The 17,918-nt window shown below is 58.7% G+C and carries 15 protein-coding genes and 1 pseudogene; 6 read left to right on the top strand and 10 right to left on the bottom strand.

Annotated elements, in window-relative coordinates; all coding sequences use genetic code 11:
- Nucleotides 1-6: 6 nt before the first annotated feature.
- From AC3IX4_RS25245 to AC3IX4_RS25230, 4 genes are all read left to right on the top strand, one after another.
- Nucleotides 7-777 carry an SDR family oxidoreductase gene (locus tag AC3IX4_RS25245; RefSeq protein ID WP_489258049.1) on the top strand — a complete coding sequence of 257 codons (771 nt, stop codon included), beginning with the start codon at nucleotides 7-9 and terminating at the stop codon, nucleotides 775-777.
- 97 nt (nucleotides 778-874) lie between these two features.
- Entirely contained in the window at nucleotides 875-1,990 is a 1,116-nt protein-coding gene (locus AC3IX4_RS25240; RefSeq protein WP_489258048.1) for a glycerol dehydrogenase, read from the top strand.
- Between the two features lie 60 nt (nucleotides 1,991-2,050).
- The gene (locus tag AC3IX4_RS25235) at nucleotides 2,051-3,013 is read left to right on the top strand and encodes a cyclase family protein (RefSeq protein ID WP_489258047.1); all 963 of its coding nucleotides are present in this window, start codon (nucleotides 2,051-2,053) and stop codon (nucleotides 3,011-3,013) included.
- 220 nt (nucleotides 3,014-3,233) lie between these two features.
- Nucleotides 3,234-4,478 (top strand): OprD family porin, encoded by a 1,245-nt coding sequence (locus AC3IX4_RS25230; protein WP_489261364.1) that lies wholly within the window; start codon nucleotides 3,234-3,236, stop codon nucleotides 4,476-4,478.
- A gap of 347 nt (nucleotides 4,479-4,825) precedes the next feature.
- Here the strand turns inward: AC3IX4_RS25230 and AC3IX4_RS25225 are convergent, their stop codons facing one another.
- Complete coding sequence (locus AC3IX4_RS25225) at nucleotides 4,826-6,217, bottom strand: FAD-dependent oxidoreductase (protein WP_489258046.1); 1,392 nt, start codon at nucleotides 6,215-6,217, stop codon at nucleotides 4,826-4,828.
- Between the two features lie 46 nt (nucleotides 6,218-6,263).
- The gene (locus AC3IX4_RS25220; protein ID WP_489258045.1) at nucleotides 6,264-6,614 is read right to left on the bottom strand and encodes a RidA family protein; all 351 of its coding nucleotides are present in this window, start codon (nucleotides 6,612-6,614) and stop codon (nucleotides 6,264-6,266) included.
- A gap of 144 nt (nucleotides 6,615-6,758) precedes the next feature.
- Between AC3IX4_RS25220 and AC3IX4_RS25215 the strand changes: the two genes are divergently transcribed.
- On the top strand, nucleotides 6,759-7,634 hold the full coding sequence (locus AC3IX4_RS25215) for a LysR substrate-binding domain-containing protein (protein WP_489258044.1): 876 nt from the start codon (nucleotides 6,759-6,761) through the stop codon (nucleotides 7,632-7,634).
- Between the two features lie 494 nt (nucleotides 7,635-8,128).
- Here the strand turns inward: AC3IX4_RS25215 and AC3IX4_RS25210 are convergent, their stop codons facing one another.
- The 6 genes from AC3IX4_RS25210 to AC3IX4_RS25185 form a co-directional block, all read right to left on the bottom strand.
- Nucleotides 8,129-9,370, bottom strand: coding sequence for an OprD family porin (locus tag AC3IX4_RS25210; protein WP_489261363.1), 1,242 nt, complete (start codon nucleotides 9,368-9,370; stop codon nucleotides 8,129-8,131).
- Between the two features lie 154 nt (nucleotides 9,371-9,524).
- Nucleotides 9,525-11,264, bottom strand: coding sequence for an acetyl/propionyl/methylcrotonyl-CoA carboxylase subunit alpha (locus AC3IX4_RS25205; RefSeq protein ID WP_489258043.1), 1,740 nt, complete (start codon nucleotides 11,262-11,264; stop codon nucleotides 9,525-9,527).
- The gene (locus tag AC3IX4_RS25200) at nucleotides 11,261-12,880 is read right to left on the bottom strand and encodes a 5-oxoprolinase subunit B/C family protein (RefSeq protein WP_489258042.1); all 1,620 of its coding nucleotides are present in this window, start codon (nucleotides 12,878-12,880) and stop codon (nucleotides 11,261-11,263) included. The genes AC3IX4_RS25205 and AC3IX4_RS25200 overlap by 4 nt, the downstream gene beginning before the upstream one ends.
- A gap of 9 nt (nucleotides 12,881-12,889) precedes the next feature.
- The gene (locus AC3IX4_RS25195; RefSeq protein ID WP_489258041.1) at nucleotides 12,890-13,696 is read right to left on the bottom strand and encodes a putative hydro-lyase; all 807 of its coding nucleotides are present in this window, start codon (nucleotides 13,694-13,696) and stop codon (nucleotides 12,890-12,892) included.
- A complete protein-coding gene (locus AC3IX4_RS25190) occupies nucleotides 13,693-14,463 on the bottom strand; it encodes a LamB/YcsF family protein (protein ID WP_489258040.1) in 771 nt (256 codons plus the stop codon). The genes AC3IX4_RS25195 and AC3IX4_RS25190 overlap by 4 nt, the downstream gene beginning before the upstream one ends.
- Nucleotides 14,464-14,491: 28 nt before the next feature.
- Nucleotides 14,492-15,724: an NRAMP family divalent metal transporter gene (locus tag AC3IX4_RS25185; protein ID WP_489261362.1), complete on the bottom strand. Its 1,233-nt coding sequence runs from the start codon at nucleotides 15,722-15,724 to the stop codon at nucleotides 14,492-14,494.
- Between the two features lie 269 nt (nucleotides 15,725-15,993).
- Here AC3IX4_RS25185 and AC3IX4_RS25180 point away from each other — a divergent pair, with 269 nt between their 5' ends.
- Entirely contained in the window at nucleotides 15,994-16,659 is a 666-nt protein-coding gene (locus tag AC3IX4_RS25180) for a GntR family transcriptional regulator (protein ID WP_489258039.1), read from the top strand.
- A gap of 124 nt (nucleotides 16,660-16,783) precedes the next feature.
- Here the strand turns inward: AC3IX4_RS25180 and AC3IX4_RS25175 are convergent, their stop codons facing one another.
- Together AC3IX4_RS25175 and AC3IX4_RS25170 are read right to left on the bottom strand one after the other, a co-directional pair.
- A complete protein-coding gene (locus AC3IX4_RS25175; RefSeq protein ID WP_489258038.1) occupies nucleotides 16,784-16,990 on the bottom strand; it encodes a hypothetical protein in 207 nt (68 codons plus the stop codon).
- Nucleotides 16,974-17,753: pseudogene (locus tag AC3IX4_RS25170) on the bottom strand (DUF3987 domain-containing protein); the annotation flags it as partial. The gene AC3IX4_RS25175 and the pseudogene AC3IX4_RS25170, both read right to left, overlap by 17 nt.
- Nucleotides 17,754-17,918 lie beyond the last annotated feature (165 nt).

Below are 17,918 nucleotides of genomic sequence, written 5' to 3'. Positions count from 1 at the left end.
CAGGCTATGACAAATTCCAGACACTCCGGGCGCGTCGTTTTGGTCACTGGAGCCGGTGGTGGCATTGGCGCTGCCATTGCGCAGCTGTATTGCCAGGAAGGTGCGGCGGTCGCCCTGGTCGATGCCGATGCAGTAAAGGTTCGGCAGCAGGCTGAACTCCTGCGAGATGCGGGGTTTATGGTCGGTTGGGCCAAAGCCGATGTGGCTGATTATCAAGATTGCGCTGACGCCTGTGACCAGTTGAGCCAGGAGCTGGGCCCTATAGACACCTTGATCAATAACGCAGGTATCTCGCCGAAGCACGATGGCGCTCCTGCGCCGATCTGGACAATGAACCCCGAGGAATGGCAGCGGGTTGTCAACATCAACCTCAATGGTTCATTCAACCTGGTCCGGGTTTTGACCCCTGGGATGGTGGAGCGCGGCTTTGGCCGCATCGTCAACATGTCTTCAGTGGCGGGCAGTGCATTTTTGCCAATCGTGGCGGCTCACTACAGCGCCACCAAGGCGGCCATCATTGGTTTTACCCGGCATTTGGCCGGTGAGTTGGGGCCGTTTGGGATCACGGCAAATGCACTGGCGCCAGGGCGGATTGAAACCCCGTTGCTCAAAACCGTTTCGGCGCAGGCCAACCAGGCGGTTGTCGACGAGACACCACTACGGCGACTGGGAACGCCGCTTGAAGTGGCCAGGGCGGCGTGCTTCCTCACATCGAACGAAAGCGATTTTATTACTGGCCAAGTCGTCGATGTGTCCGGCGGCTGGTTGATGCGGTAACGACCGAAGGTCAAAAAGAATGAGTTTGATCGGGTCGATCAACAGAAGTTGATGACCCGATCTGAAAAGTAATCACTTTTTTTGGAGGGCATCAGCCATGGTCAAAGCGATGGGTTTCCCAGGACGGTACGAGCAAGGCCCTGGAGCTTTGAAACAGTTGGGCAGAGTACTGACCGACATGGGGCGGTCTCGTCCGTTGGTGTTGTGCGATGAGTTCGTCGCCAGGCATTTGTGGCCGGAGGTTGGCAATGCTTTGCTGGAGCATGGTTTCGAGCCTTTGCACATTGAATTTCCGGGTGAATGCACGCGCGCAGCCATTGCCCGGTTATCTGAGCAAGCCTTGCCCCATTCGCCTGACACCATCATCGCGCTGGGCGGAGGTAAGACGATTGATACGGCCAAGGGGCTGGCGGTCAATCTCAACGTCCCCATCATCGTCTGTCCGACCATTGCCTCGAGTGACGCGCCGACCAGTCGGCTGATCGTGCTCTACGATGACGATCACAAAGTGGTGGGGGTGGAGTACCTGAAGATGAACCCCTCAGCGGTCATTGTTGATACCCATGTCATCGCGCAGGCTCCAGCACGGTTCTTCGCCGCGGGCATCGGTGACGCTATCAGTAAAAAATTCGAAGCCCACCAATGCCATGGCTCAGGCGGCAATAACTCCTTCGGAACACCGGCGCTGCATACCGCGTTGATGCTGACCAATATGGTGTTTGACACGCTGATGGAATACGGCGTCTCGGCTTATCAGGCAGTGTGTCGTAACGAGGTCAATGACGATGTCGAACGGGTAGTCGAGGGCACCGTGTTGATCAGTGGCGTAGGTTTTGAAAGCGGCGGGTTGTCGTTGTCCCATGCGCTGGTACGCGGCTTGACCGCCATCCCAGCCATGGCCTCGATGCTTCACGGTGAGTTGGTTGCCTTCGGCACGCTGGTGCAGATGGCAGTGGAGGAACGTCCTGTTGACGAGATCGAGAAGGTTGCCCGTTTGCTGCATGACGTGAAACTGCCCATTACCTTCGCTGAACTGGGCCAAAACGTGCCGTTCACTACGACGCAAATCAACACGATGGTTGAAGCGACCTTATCGGCTGCCTACGCCAGAAATATGCACCCGCCCTTGAGCTACGAGCGCCTCGTTAATGGTTTGGCACAGGCTGACCACATCGGCTCGCGCCTGATAAATGCGAAGTCCTGCGCTTGGTGACTCGGCTCCAACAAGCGGCAGCCGCGCTGACTTATAAATACCCAAAGTGAAATCGATAAAATGAACGATAAAACCGTGCCTCATGTTCACGAGCTGCTTAAAGACTCTCCTAAAAACTGGGGCAAGTGGGGCCCTGACGACGAGGTAGGCGCTCTTAACTATCTGACTGGCGTGGAAGTGCTCAAAGGCATCGCCGAGGTCAAACAAGGCAAGACCTTCACCTTGCAGGTGCGAATGGCCGACCCCAAGGGCGATCCGATCTGGCCTGGGCGTTCGCAGCCCAAGCGCATGAACATCATGGACCGAGGCCATTACAACTGTGGCAAAGGCCCGCACTTTCCTGGCTCTTATGAGTTCGCTGATGATGTGATGTTTTTCCATCTTCAGGGATCGACTCAATACGATGCTTTGGGTCACGTCTGGTATGACGATCAAATCTGGAATGGCTATGATGCAGACACCACTATCGGTTCATTGGCCAAGGCCAGTGTCGCACCGATCGGGGAGCGAGGCGTGGTGGGGCGAGGCATTCTGATCGACATCGCGCGGTATCGCGGCAAGGACGTTCTTGACCCTGGCGAGACGTTTAATCATGTGGACTTGATGAAGGCCGCCGAAGCTCAAGGAGTGACGATTCAGAAGCGCGACATCCTGATCATCAGAACCGGCTGGATCGGCTCTTTCTACTACCGCGAACCCGAAGAGTTTTATAAGGACTTTATCGAGCCAGGCCTGACCTATAGCCCTGAGCTGGTCAATTGGTTTCATGAAATGGAAATTCCCAACCTGGTCACCGACACCATCGCCAATGAAGTGACTGTGGATCCCGTCTCGGGTGTGGCGTTACCGCTGCACAACGCGCTGATGCGTAACCTGGGTGTCACCTTGACCGAGATCGCACAGTTGGATCCGCTGGCGGCGGATTGCGCCGTCGACAATCAGTGGACCTTCCTTTACACCGCTGCACCGCTGAAGGTGGTCGGCGGCACCGGGGCTCCGGTCAACCCCATCGTGATCAAATAGTTGCAGTCTTTAGGGGAACCTTCGTCGTCTGATCGAAGCAACCCCAAGGACATGACCGAGCAGGATGTAGAAGCCCTCTACCACAGTATCTTCTAACCGACTGACTATCAGCTTGCCCCCGCCCTTTACTCACCTCGTCTGCCAACTCAGAAGGGAGGGTTTTGTGCGCTTTTTAACCATGAGAATAAAAATAATGAACTGCAGCAATAAAACCATCCGCATGCTTGCACCTGTCGTCAGCACCCATGCCATCGGGTTGGCGCTGGCCGCGTCTGCCTTTCCGGCCTTCGCCGAGGGTCTTCTCGAAGAGGCCAAGGCGAACCTGACGGCGCGCAACTTTTACATCAACCGCAACTTCACCAATCCTGCTTATCCGCAGAGCAAGGCCGAGGAGTGGACCCAGAGTTTTATCCTCGACGCCAAGTCCGGCTTCACCCAGGGCACCGTGGGTTTAGGTGTGGACGTGCTGGGGCTGTATGCGCTCAAGCTCGATGGTGGTCGCGGTACCACCAACACCCAGTTGCTGCCAGTGCATGACGATGGCCGTCCAGCTGATGATTTCGGGCGACTGGGCGTGGCGTTGAAGGCTCGGCTGTCAAAAACTGAACTGAAGGTCGGCGAATGGATGCCGGTACTGCCGATCCTGCGTTCCGATGACGGGCGCTCCCTGCCGCAAACCTTCCGGGGAGGCCAGGTTACCTCCCAGGAAATCGACGGCTTGACACTGTATGGCGGGCAGTTCCGGGGTAACAGCCCGCGCAACGACGCGAGCATGGACGACATGTCGATGACCGGTGTCGGCGGCGTTACATCCGACCGCTTCAACTTTGCCGGTGGCGAGTACAGTTTCAACGGCAAGCAAACCATGATTGGCCTGTGGAATGCCGAGCTCAAGGACATCTACAACCAGCGATTCATCAACCTGGTGCACAGCCAAGCGGTGGGTAGCTGGGTGCTGGGCGCAAATCTTGGCTACTTCATCGGTAAGGAGAGCGGCAGCGAACGGGCAGGGGAGCTGGACAACAAAACCGCCTCCGCCATGCTCTCGGCCAAGTACGCCAGCAGCACCTTTTACTTGGGCTTGCAGAAAGTCAGCGGCGACAATGCATGGATGCGCGTCAATGGCACCAGCGGCGGCACCCTGGCCAACGACAGCTACAACTCAAGTTACGACAACGCCAAGGAGCGGTCCTGGCAGTTGCGTCACGACTTCAACTTCGCCGGTGTCGGCATTCCTGGCCTGACCCTGATGAATCGTTACATCAGCGGTGAAGACGTGCACACCGCGACTGTGAGCGATGGCAAGGAGTGGGGCAGGGAAAGTGAGTTGGCCTATGTGATCCAGAGTGGCAGCCTGAAAAACCTGTCGCTGAAATGGCGCAACAGCACATTGCGTCGCGATTACAGCAGCCTGGAGTTCGACGAGAACCGTCTGATTATCAGCTACGCCTTCTCGGCGCTATAAGCGCTGTTAGACGCTCTTTTGTTTGGATCAGCAACAGCGTTGCCTCAACTGACTTGGCCTGCGCTTGCCACCAGATCCTGTTGGGTATTGATCCGCAAACCTTTCACCAGCGTTTCCAGTGCCATCGAAGGTTGCCCAGGGTCTACGCGGGTTGCTTATGCGGGCAAGTAGGGCACATGAATAAAGCCCTAATGCTGGTTGGCAACAATGGAATGCAGGTCGGCGCGGATCAGAGCAGGTTAATTCGCAATTAATGCTGGTTTGCAGGACCGGACAGTCGCAGTTAATCCTGGTCGAAAAGCGCCTTGATTGCAGGTCGGGGCGTTTTCAAATGCAAGTCGTTACAGTTATCCCTTGTCCGCCTTGCCAGCAGCCGCGGCGAATTTTGCCAGTCGTACATCCAGTCGACTTGGCCGTCGGTTGTGGTCCTCCGCTTGCTCCTTGCGGCGAACGGCGTTGCGCACCATCAGTGAACCCAGGTAGCGAATAGGCTCCGGTGGGAAATGGCCGAGCGGGCCTTGCAGCAGCGGCGAGCGTGTCCAGGGGTTGTCCAGGCCCAAGACCAACGATGAGAGGATCTGTCCCCCCATATGACAGGGACCGACGCCGCTGCCGGAATAGCCGAAGCCATAGAAGATATTGCCCCTTGCGCCCATACGGCCGAAGAACGGCAGCCCGGTGACCGAGCGATCGGACGGGCCATTCCACGTGGCGGCGATGTCGACATCGGCAAAGTCCGGAAAAAACTCATTCAGGGTGTTACGCAACAACCCTGCGTAGGGTGAAGGCTGGTCGAATACCGGCAGCATGCGTCCGCCGTAGGCGAAGGTGTTGCCACCTTTGCCGAGCATGATCCGGCCGTCCGGGGTGTTGTGGTAGTAGTGCACGAAGATCCGCGAGTCGAGTACGGTGACCCCGCTGGTCAGGCCGATGCGCTCGAGCAGATCAGGTCGCGGCTCAGTAATGATCATGTCGCTGGAGACGATGGCCACTGAACGCTCGAACTCTGGAAAAGCCCGCGCCATCCAGGCGTTGATCGCCAGCACCACGCGATTGGCGACGACTTGCCCGCGCGGCGTCTTGACGGTGGCCGGCAGCCCTTGTTCCAGGCTGGTCATCGGCGAGCCTTCGTAGATTCGCACGCCAAGTTCCAGCGCGACCCGACGCAGACCGCGGACCAGCTTCCCCGGCTGCACACTGGCAGCCGCTGGCGAAAACCAGCCTTCAATGTGCTGGGTCGAACCCGCCATACGCTGCACGTCAGCGACCGCGTATTTGGAGAAAGAGTTGATGCCATTGCGCTCCAGCGCCGCGATCACCCCGTCGGTCGAACCCACTTGGGCGCGGTTAGTCGCCGTGTAGAGCGTGCCGTCGAGACGGTAATCGGCATCCACCGCGTACTTTTCGCAAAAGTTGCCGATGGCGTAAATGCTCTGCTCCGATTCCTTGACCAGGCGTACCGCCTCTTCGACGCCGAATAAGCGCTCCAGGGTGAAGTACTTGGCCGACCAGGACAGTGCGCAGCCGCCGTTGCGCCCGCTGGCACCGGCGCCGCAGATGTCGGCTTCGACGATGACCACGTCCAGTTCGGGGTTCTGTTCCTTGATCATGATCGCGGTCCACAAGCCTGTGTAACCGCCACCGACGATGCAGACATCGGCGCGGGTGTCCTGCTGCAGCGGCGGACAAGGCGTGGCGGGTTGGTTTTTCAGGGCTTGGTCGAGCCAGTAGGGTCGCATGGGGGTCATCTCCGTTGATCGGTTCGAGGCAAGAGTCAGGACGCAATCAGGCGCACGCGGCGACCACGATCATTTCCACGCGCCAACCGGGGTCGATCAACTGCGCGAGGGTGCACGCACGCGTGGGGGCAAGGCCTGCGGGAAAAAATTCATCCCAGACCCTGTTCAGTCCTTCATAGTCTTCGGGATGGGCGAGCAAAATGCGCACCGACAGCACCCGCGTGCGGTCGCTGCCGACACTGAGCAAAAGCTGCTCGATACCCGCGAGCACTTCATGGGTCTGCGCCTCGATATCGCCACTGAGGTCGGTGGCAACCTGGCCACCGATGTAGAGGTGGTTGTCGTACCGGACCATGTCCGAACGGCGTTTTATCGCGGCGAAACGTTCAATTTCCATAGAGCACTCCAGGTCAATGCCAGCGGCGTCGCTGTTCAGACAGCAGTCAGAGGACTTGCGAAAACCATGCTTGCAGTTCATCTTTCATAAATAAAATCGATTTATCGTATGAATGAATAAGTTGAACCTATAGAAAGGTCTCCAATGGCGATTTCCCATACGCAACTCAAGGCATTCCACGCCGTGGCCATGAATGGCAGCTTCACCCGGGCAGCCGAGCAGCTCTGCCTGTCCCAGCCAGCGGTGTCCGACCAGGTGCGTAAGCTCGAGGATTACTACGGCGTGATGGTGTTCTATCGCGACAAGCGTCTGGTGCGCCTGACTGAAGTGGGCGAGCGATTGTTCGGCCTGACCCAACGGCTGTTCGATATCAGCGCCGATGCCCACGACATGCTGATGGACTATCGCACCCTGTCGACCGGGACCCTGAACCTCGCCGTGGATGCGCCGGTGCACGTACTGCCCTATGTCGCCCGCTTCTGCAGCCGTTACCCCGGTGTCGACGTGAAGATTGAAACGGCCAATACCGATGAGGTCCTGCAGCGGTTGTTCGGGCACCAGGCAGACATTGCCCTGCTGGGGCGGCACATCGAAGACGATCGTCTGCTGTCGCTGCACCTGCGCAGTGATCCCATGCTCGCCTTCGTCGCCCATGACCATCCCTGGGCGCAACGAACCTCCATTTGCTTGGCTGACCTGGACAACACACCGCTGATCTTGCGCGAACAAGGCTCGGTCACGCGGCTATCCCTCGAAGAGGAGATGGCAGCGGCAGGCCTGCGTATCCGCAAGGTGATCGAAGTGGAGGGGCGTGAGGCAGCGTGCGAAGCCGTGGCAATCGGAATGGGCGTCGGTGTGGTCTCGGCGGCCGAGTTGGGCTCTGATTCCCGGCTTCGCGGATTGCCGATCAGCGACTGTCAGCGGTGCTTCACCGAGACCTTGGTGTGCCTCCGGGCGCAGAGCTCGCGGCGGATTTTGACGACCTTTTTTGAAATCGTTCGAGAAGGGTTGGTTGCCTGACGCGGAGCTGAAGCCCGTCACCATCGGTGAGGACGTAGTCCTTGTCTTTGGGTTTGACAGCCTTGAGCTGACGGTCCGAGAGGCGGGCGGTTTGAGCGCACATGAGAAGTACTCCATGTCACCTTTTGGTATTCCCAAGATTAGCGCTGGGTAGCCGGGAATACCAATGTGGCTGGAACTCAAAAAACCTCCGCGGAGCCAAGTAGCGCTTAAACCCTTGATTTAACTGGATTTCAGGCACAAAAAAGACGTTCGTGGTCGTCTTTAGATGATGAAGTGGTGGGCCGGGGTAATTTGAATCCGTTCAGTAAGGTTTTGATTTATAAGATTTATATAGAGGGAATACTGCACTCCACGTGACCACCCGTTTGCATTCGATCTGACCAGCGCGCTTCGTAACCATGAACGGTAGTAAGCGAAGGCGATTCTTTTATTCGGCTTATGATCATGGATGAGCAAACTCTATGTTTGAAAGTTGTTGAAGCGCGTCGGCTTTACCATAATGCCAATGTGTAACTTAGGATCAGTCGTGTTTCATCCAGGTCATTGCCGAAGTTTGATCGGACCGTGGCATTTCGGACTTTGACCCCAAGATTCTTCAGCGAACCGCTTTGGACCATGTAACCGATATCGGTATTGCGCTCCCACTCTTTCCCCGAATTACTGCCCGCTACCTGCGCATTGTCGCCGTTGACGTAACGAGTCATGAAGGTCAGCCCGGGAATACCCAGCGCGGCGAAGTTGTAGTCATAGCGCACCTGCCATGAGCGCTCCTCAGTGTTGGCAAAGTCGTTGATCTGCACGAAATTTACCAGGTAAGGGTCGCTATTGGCGATGTACGGGAACGGGTCATCACCGCTCATTCGCTGATAGGCGGTGGTGAATACGCTGGAGCCCAGGGTGTAGGCGACTTGTCCGTTCGCTGCCCGGTTATCGAGAGGGCGGAAATTACCGTCATCGGTACTTTTCGAATAGCGCAGGTCGAACTTCAGTGACTGTTGCGCGGCGAGGGGAACTTCATAGATCACACCGCCAAAGTACTGGCGATAGATATTTTCCAGATTGCCGTAAAACAGGCTTGTGCTTAGGGCTTTATTAAAACTGTAGGTGCCACCGGCAAAACGGAAGTCATCACTGACGCCGCCGATGCGGTTACCGGTGAAGTCCTGATAGTTTGAAGAACTGTTAAACTTTATTTGCTGCAGTTTGCCCCCTTGCAGGGCCAATTTGTCGATATCTTTTGAGGTCAGCAGTGCACCTTCGAAGGTGGAAGGCAATAGGCGCGTGTCATTGCTCGACACCACGGGCGTACGGAAAGCCAGTGAGCCGACCTTTAGTTCCGTTGCAGAGACCTTCGCCTTGGCCGTCAGGCCCAGCTTGGAGTACTCGTTTTGCGAACCGCGGCCGTTCTTCGAGCTGAGGTCAGCCGGCAACAGGCCAGTGCCACCGGTCCCATCACCGCCGTCAAGCTTGATGCCGAGCATGCCGATGGCGTCGAGGCCGAAGCCAATAGTGCCCGCGGTATAACCCGACTCGACGCGCAATATCGCACCTTGCGCCCACTCTGCTGCAGCGTCACGTTGTGCCGTGGGCGGGCCGTTACGAAAGTCACGATTGAAGTAGAAGTTGCGCAGTTCCACACTGGCCTTGCTGTCGGCAATAAAGTCGGCAGAGGCTGTTAATGGAAAAACCAGCGCGCAGGTACCCGCAATAGCAAAAGCCTTGTTGATCGACATGCTCTTGATGCTCCAGATAAACGGCAGATTTAATGATAAGGCTTTATTGTTGTTTTTCATGAAAAATTATATCTACAATTTTCTGCGGGCAACACGCGGCAACCGGGTTGTTAACCCGTTGCGCGTAATACCTGCAAAAAGAAAAGCGTTTAAATCAATTAAGGGTCTTGATGCGGCCAATCACGGAGCCGGCTTCAAAATAGTCGCCTGCCTGTTTGGCGATCTGCACCTGACCTTCACAAGGTGCAAGGACCGAGGTTTCCATTTTCATGGCTTCTACAACCGCGATCACTTGCCCGGCACTCACCGACTCGCCGTCTTCGACGACCCAGGTATGCAGATTCCCCGCCACGGGCGTCAGTACCGCCTGCGGATCAGTGGCCTTGGATGGGGTCGTGCTTTCGCTGGCGGTGCCCGCTGTATTCAGGCTGGCGCCTCGCAGCAGCGCAGCCGGAAGGCCCAGTTCGTGGCGTTTGCCGTTGATCTCGACAAATGTGCGCAGGATGCCAGGGTCGGCCGATACAGCCGCACGTGGGGCGAGAGTAATCTGTTCGGCGAATTCGGTCTCGATCCAGCGCGTGTGTACGGCGAATTTATCGACACCGGTGAAGTCGTCATGGTCCATCACGGCCCGGTGGAACGGCAGTACCGAGGCGATGCCCTCAATGTTGAATTCAGCCAAGGCGCGCCGGGCGCGGACGATAGCCTGTTCGCGGGTGGCGCCGGTGACGATCAGTTTGGCCATCATCGAATCGAAGGTGCTGGGAACTCGCGAGCCGCTTATCACGCCGCTGTCCAGCCGCACACCCGGGCCAGACGGTGGCAGGAAATCGGTGATCTGACCGGGGGTGGGCAGGAAGCCCTTGCCCGGGTCTTCCGCGTTGATGCGAAATTCGAAGCTGTGGCCACGCGGGGTCGGCGTCTCACTGAAGGACAACGGGAAACCGTCGGCGATCCGCAGTTGTTCGATCACCAGATCAACCCCAGCGGTCTCTTCGGTCACCGGGTGCTCGACCTGCAAGCGGGTATTGACCTCGAGGAACGACAGGGTGCCATCCTGGCTGAGCAGGAACTCCACAGTGCCGGCACCGACGTAGCCGGCTTTGGCGCAAATATCCTGAGCAGACTGATGAATACGCTGGCGCTGTTCGTCGCTGATAAAGGGTGCAGGCGCTTCCTCCACCAGCTTCTGATTGCGTCGCTGCAAGGAGCAGTCACGCGTGCCGACGACGACGACCTTGCCGTGTTTGTCGGCGAGGATCTGCGCTTCGATGTGCCTAGGACGGTCGAGGAACTGTTCGACGTAGCATTCGCCACGACCAAAGGCCGCTTGCGCTTCGCGTACGGCGGAGGCGAACAATTCAGCCACTTCATCCAGACGCCAGGCGACTTTCATGCCGCGTCCGCCGCCGCCAAAGGCAGCTTTGATGGCAATTGGCAGGCCGTGCTGTTCGGCAAACGTCAGTACTTCGGCGGCGCTTTCGACCGGGCCAGGCGTACCGGCCACCAGAGGCGCACCGACCAGTTGGGCAATTTTTCGCGCCTCGACCTTGTCGCCGAGCACGTCGATGGTCTCTGGGTTGGGACCGACCCAGATCAGCCCGGCCTCGATCACCGCCCGGGCGAAGTCGGCCCTTTCAGCCAGAAAACCATAGCCGGGGTGCACGGCATCGGCGCCGCTGCGTTTGGCGACGGCGATAAGTTTGCCGATATCCAGGTAGGTCTCGGCCGGGCGCTGGCCATTCAGTGAGTAGGCTTCGTCGGCTTGGCGCACGTGCAGGGCGTCGATGTCCGCGTCGGCATAGACCGCGACAGACTGCACGCCATAGTCGCGGCAGGCGCGGGCGATGCGGACGGCAATTTCACCACGGTTGGCAATCAGTAATTTTTTCATGGAAGTTTTTTCACATCGGCAGTTGAGGCAGAGGCTTGCGCAATGGGTTGAATCTCTTTGAAGCCGTCCAATGGGTTGAAGCGAATCTGCGCATTGATAGGTATCTGGCCAGCCAGATCGAGGTGGTAGCTGGCGACTGCGGCGATCACCGGATAGCCACCGGTCAACGGGTGATCGGCGAGAAACAGAACCGGTTGGCCGCTGGCCGGAACCTGAATGGCGCCGACGCAAGTGCCTTCGCTGGGCAACTCTTGGTGGTTGCTGCGCTCCAGCGGCGTTTCACCGGCCAGACGAATACCGACGCGATTGGACTGTGAGGTGACGCGCCAGAGCTGGCTGCTCAGACGCTGGATGGCGTCTTCGGTAAACCAGTCAGTGCGCGGCCCCATGACCACGTCGAGGGTCACGATGTTGGCCGTAGTGGGTAGATCAAAGGCGGGTGCTTCGTTGAGCGATACGCTGGTGCCTGTCGTAAGCGCCGTAAAACCCAGTTGGTCCCCGGCCGCGAGTGCAGGGGGGCCGACCTGGGCGAGGGTATCTGTCGACAGACTGCCGAGCACTGGAGCGACCTCAAAGCCGCCGCGAATCGACAAGTAGCTGCGCAACCCTGCCAAAGGTGAACCCAGGCTGACCTTGTCACCGGCCTCCAGCTCGATGGGCTGGTAGTTGCCGGCAGGCCATTGCAGGCCACTGGCGTTGGTGATGGTGACCGGGGTTTGCGCGCCGGTGACTGCTATCACCGCACGGCCATGACAGACGAAGCTCAGGCCGCCGAGTACCGCTTCCACACATGCCATGTCCGAAGGATTGCCGACCGCGCGGTTGGCCGCCCGCAGGGCGCCGAGGTCCAGCGCGCCGGAGCGGGATACGCCTTGGCCGGTCTGGCCGGGACGGCCCATATCCTGCAAAACGCAGTGCAAGCCGGGAGTGATGATTTCCAGATAGGCACCGCTGGGCGCGGTGGCACTTGCAGGCACCGTGGGGGCGGGCAGGCCGCCCGCCGGGAGCGGGCCGGCATCCGTAAAACGCACTTTATAGCCGGGACGCAGCAGGGCCGATTCAGCGCGGTTCAGGTCCCACATCTGCAAAGGCGTGACACCGATGATCTGCCACCCACCGGGGCTGGCTTGCGGATAAACACCACTGAATTCCCCCGCCAAGGCAACCGCACCTGCGGGTATGCGGGTGCGGGGAGTTTGTCGGCGAGGCACCTGGAAACCCGCACCGCCGGTTAGGTAGGCGAAGCCCGGAGCGAATCCGCAGAAGGCCACGCTGTAGTCATGGGCGGTGTGGCGTTGGACCACCTCTGCGCGGCTGATCCCCAGCAGCGTGGCGACCTCGTCGAGGTCTTCACCATTGTAATGAACGGGAATTTCCACCCGGCGATGCTCGATCGCGCGGCGCTGGCTCAGGTCCTGGCCAGCGATACGATTGACGAGCGCCTGCTGCGCAATGGCGCTGGGGCGGAATTGGATCAGAAGGGTTCGTGTGGCAGGAATGATTTCTTCCACGCCCGCAATAGGCTCCGCCGTCAGGGCGTCGAACAATGCCAGGGTCTCGTCCAGGTCGTTCAATTCGACGAGCAGGGCGTCCAGGTTGACCGGTAAAAAACGCACAGGAGACTCCTAGACGTGGTACGTGCTGTCAGGCACATCGGTGATGAACATATGGCCGGGCGAATGGGTGATTGCGAAGGGTACGCCCGAGGCCATGACCGCCGCCTGAGGCGTTACTCCGCAAGCCCAGAACACCGGGATCTCTCCCGGCTCGATGCGTACGGCGTCGCCGAAATCGGGTCGAGCCAAGTCCTGGATGCCAAGCAAAGCAGGCTCGCCGATGTGCACCGGGGCGCCATGGACCGAGGGGTAGCGCCCGGAGATACCGGAGGCCTCGGCCACGCGATCGGCGGGGATCGGTCGCATGGAAACCACCATGTCACCCTTCAGACGACCGGCCGGACGGCAGGCACGGTTGGTCAGGTACATCGGTACGTTGCAGCCATCGGCGATATGCCGCACTTCAATGCCGGCCTCTTGCAGGGCCGTTTCAAAGGTAAAACTGCAGCCGATCAGAAAGGTCACCATGTCGTCGTGTTCGGCCCAGGCTTTCGTGGCGTCGCTGACTTCCTCCACCAGCTTCCCGTCACGCCAGATGCGGTACAGGGGCAGATCAGTTCGCAGATCAGCTCCTTCAGCCAGTAGGGTGCTTGGGCTTCCGGCATCAGTGACGTCAAGGATCGGACAAGCTTTTGGGTTGCGTTGGGCATACAGCAGGAAGTCATAGGCCCAGTCACGCGGCAAGGCAATCAGGTTCGCTTGAGTCATGCCCGGTGCGATACCGGCGGTGGGGGTGACCAGACCGCCACGGTAGGCGGAGCGTGCTTCACGGCCAGCGGCGATGGCCGCCTGACGAGCGCGATCAAGGGCGTTCATGGACAACCTCCGGCAAAGGGTTGCAAGGACATGTCGGCCTGTTCCAGCACGCGGCGCAGCTCGCGGGCCATTTCCACCGCTGCCGGGCTGTCGCCATGGACACAGATCGAGTCGGCCTGGATTTTGGTCAGGCTGCCATCGATCGCTTCGATGGTGCCGTCTTCAACGAGGCGCAGCATCCGTTGGGCGACGAGCTTGGGATCGTGCAGCACGGCGCCTGGTTCGCGGCGAGAGACGAGGGTGCCCTGCGGCGTATAGGCACGGTCAGCGAACGCTTCGGCGATACACTGCAAACCCTCGTTACGGGCCAGTTCAATCAGGCTTGAGCCTGCCAAGGCAACCAATATGAGGTTGGAGTCGATTGCGCGGATGGCTTCGATCACGGCCAGCGCCTGACGGCGATCGTGAGCAATGGTGTTGTACAAGGCGCCATGGGGCTTCACATAGCGCACGGAGGTGCCGGCGGCCTTGGCCAGGCCCTGCAGCGCGCCGATCTGGTAGATCACGTCGGCAGTCAGCTCATCGCTGGCCACGTCCATGTTCCGTCGGCCAAAGCCCACTTTGTCCGGGTAAGCGACATGGGCACCAATGGTGACGTTTTTTGCCGCTGCAGCTTTCAGTGTCAGTAGGATGCCAGCCGGGTCGCCGGCGTGAAAACCGCAGGCGACATTGGCGCTGGTCACGACATCGAGCATCGCGGCATCGTCGCCCATGCTCCAGGCGCCAAAGCTTTCGCCCAGGTCGCTGTTGATATCTATCGTTGGCATTAACGTGACTCCTTGTTCGTTATCGGGCTCAGGTGACGTTGAGGAAGGCAAAGATCGGCCCAACGGAGTTGATTGCCATGTACCAGGTCAGCAGGCAGGTCAGGGCGCCCAGCACCAGCAGCCAGCGTGGGTAATGGTAACCGTCCATGAGGTCGGGCCGGCGCCAGCCGACGTAGATAAAGAGGCTCAGGCCGATTGGCAGTATCAGGCCGTTGAAACCGCCCGCGAAGAGCAGCAGTGCGGCAGGAGCAGTACCCATCAGGATAAAGATCAGCAGCGATAGGGCGATGAACACTGTGGTAGCGCGGTTGCGACCCTGCTCAGTGATGTTCGGTTTGAACACGGTGATAAAGGAAATGGAAGTGTAAGCGGCGCCGATCACGCTGGTGATACTGGCGGCCCAGAGGATGAGACCGAAGACGCGCAGGCCGATCTGCCCGGCCGCTGCCTGGAAGGCTTGTGCGGCCGGATTGGCACCCTGACCCGAGGTGTCGATGACTACGCCGCTGGCAACAACACCGAGGATGGCGAGAAACAGGATGTAGCGCATGAGACCGGTGACCATGATGCCGCTCAGGGCTGCTTTGGTCACTGCCTGGAGATTTTCTACCCCGGTAGTACCGCGATCCAGCAGTTTGTGAGCCCCCGCATATGTGATGTAACCGCCGACCGTGCCTCCGACAATGGTGGTAATGGTGGCGAAGTTGATCTGGTCCGGAAGTACGGTCTGGTAGAGGGCTTCACCCAGTGGCGGGTTAGAGGCAAAGGCCACGAACAGCGTCAGGCCAATCATCACCAAACCCAGCACGACGATCAGCCGGTCGACGGCCAATCCGGCACGGTGGGAGAGGAAGATGCCGATGGCCAGCAGGGCGCTTAGACTACCGCCCCATTTTGAATCAAGCCCCAACAGCGCGTTCAGACCCAGCCCGGCACCGGCGATGTTGCCGACGTTGAACACCAGCCCGCCGAAGATCACCAGCACCGCTAGCAGATAACCACTGCCTGGAATCGCTTTGTTGGCCAGATCTGCGGCACGCATTCGGGTCAGGGAGACGATACGCCAGACGTTAAGTTGAACCACGAAGTCGATCAGAATCGACGCCAGGATACCGAACGCAAATGCCGCACCCATCTTGGCCGTGAACGTGGCGGTCTGGGTGATGAATCCAGGGCCGATGGCAGAAGTCGCCATCATGAAAATTGCGGCGATAAGGGAAGAGCGTCGCGCCTTTGTAAAATTTTGCGCGGTCTGTGTCACGGCTGTCTGTGTCACGGCATCATTCCTACGGTGGGAGATGGTTTGATTGAGCAATGAGCGTGCCAAGACTCAATCATCGGGCCGGATGTGTTGATATATGGCCGTTTGATTGTTGAACAATGCGCAGGTTGTTGATCGACAATGTGAGCTGCTTTGTAACCTTATCACTCCTGCGTGTTACTTTATGATGCACACGGCACCCTTGCTTTCTGCCATGCGCTGAGCTCTGATGGGACATCAAAATGACTTTCTCTGACTCTGGATCGAACATGAACGACCTTTCACCTTCACTTCCTCGCTCGCTGGGAGAATCCATTACCCAGAAGGTCCGCAGAATGCTGGTCGAAGGTGAATTGGTTCCGGGCCAGCGGCTGTCCGAAGCGGCCCTGGCCGAAAGCCTGCAGATTTCACGCAACACCTTGAGAGAAGCGTTCAGGGTCCTGACCCGTGAGGGGTTGCTCAAGCATGAGCCCAATCGAGGGGTGACCGTGGCGGAGCCTGATATGGCGTCGATCATTGACATCTATCGTGTACGCCGCTTTATCGAATGCAAGGCCATTGCTCAGGGTTACCCGCTGCACCCGGGAACACTGCATATGCGTGAAGCGGTGGAGGTAGGCATGCGAGCGCGTGAAGCCAAGGATTGGATGGCAGTCGGCACCGCTAACATGATGTTTCACAAGGCTATCGTCGAGCTAGCCGACAGCCCGAGATTGGTGGAGTTCTATGGGCAGATATCTGCCGAGCTTCGGTTGGCCTTCGGCCTACTCGATGATCCCGAATTCCTGCATATGCCTTACGTCGACATGAACGTTTCAATCCTGCGCTGTATAGAAGAGGGGCGACCAGAGGGGGCAACCCAGATGCTCGAAGCCTATCTGGTACAGTCGGAGCGCACCGTTCTGGCCGCCTACGAGCGCTGTATGAACCGATAGCTTCTTAGGCGCGCTACGAGCTCTTCAGAAACTAAAGCCAAACCTATAGATTTTTCCGCTCATGCAGTAACACCGACCCTAATGAGATGGTCAGCCCAGCACAGGAACCCCGATAAATCTAAACTTACTGGGGTTCCCAATTACTTGAGGAGACCTCGTGGTGCAGCAGCAGTGCCCCTTCCTCACGCAGTTGCTTGATCAGCAGGGCGAGATTGGTAAGCTCCAGGGGTGGTGTGGCGACAGTGGCAACAGAAGCGGCGACACGCCGTGATTCAGGTTGCGATGGATGTTGCGCCTGGTAGCGGCGCACCGCGTCATTGAGGCGAAACATGGCGGGCCTCGAAAGTTTTTCCGTTGTGACAGCTCAGCCATCGATGAGTGATCAGCCCGACGAATAAAGAGGCCGTATGGTCAGCGCTCTTGCGGGCAAAACGAGGACCGTTGCGATTGACGTCGCGGACGGTGAAGTGGGTCCAGCCTTTCTGCACCAGCCAGCGCAGCAGCCGATCCTCTTCCTCGCGTCGACTATTGACCGGCGCCTGTTCGGTCAGGCGCTGAATCTCGGCCAGGTAGTAATCCATCAGCGTGGAGGCGCGCTGGATGTGTGCTTCGTCCAACGCACTGGCTTCTTCAACCATGGCCAGCCCGCCCGCGATACGCAGTACATTCGCCGCGGCCTTGCTCGCGACAGGCTGGACGCCGGCTAGCTCGCCGAACTCGCCAGACTGGCACTCGATGGTGTCGTGAATATCGATCCAGGCCCGACGGGCGCGGGGAGTCAGCTCCAGCGTGGCGGGATTGAGTGAGCCATCCTTGTGAAGCGACCAGGGCTTTTGCAGCAGGGCGGTGATCCGCTGTTGGTAGTGCTGGACTTTGGCATCTCGGGTCAGGTCGATCACCTTGTAGAGCCGTTGGCCGGCCAGGCGCTCGGGCCAACTGATCAGGCAACGGCCCAGGATGCCTTGGCCATTGATCACCGGGTCTTTGAAAATCTGGTTGGCCAGGTAGGGCTGCAGCATCAGATGCAGGCTGAGGTGGCGGTCATAGGCACGCAGGCTTTCTCCGGCCATGGAACGCGCCCGGTCGATTGGGCTGCATCGACAACGCGGTGCGTGAGTATGTGCATAGAGCAATTCGGCTGACCACATCTACTATGTCTGATATGTCCTTCACGAATACTAGTCACAAAGATGCGACGCAATTCATCGACTCGTCGATGCAATTTTCCCAGCATCGCACGGGTGCGCGGATCCCGAAGT

Source organism: Pseudomonas sp. KH_021, from assembly GCF_057838865.1.
The sequence above is the reverse complement of the archived record's forward strand: the minus strand, read 5'-3'. Positions and strand labels throughout refer to the sequence as shown.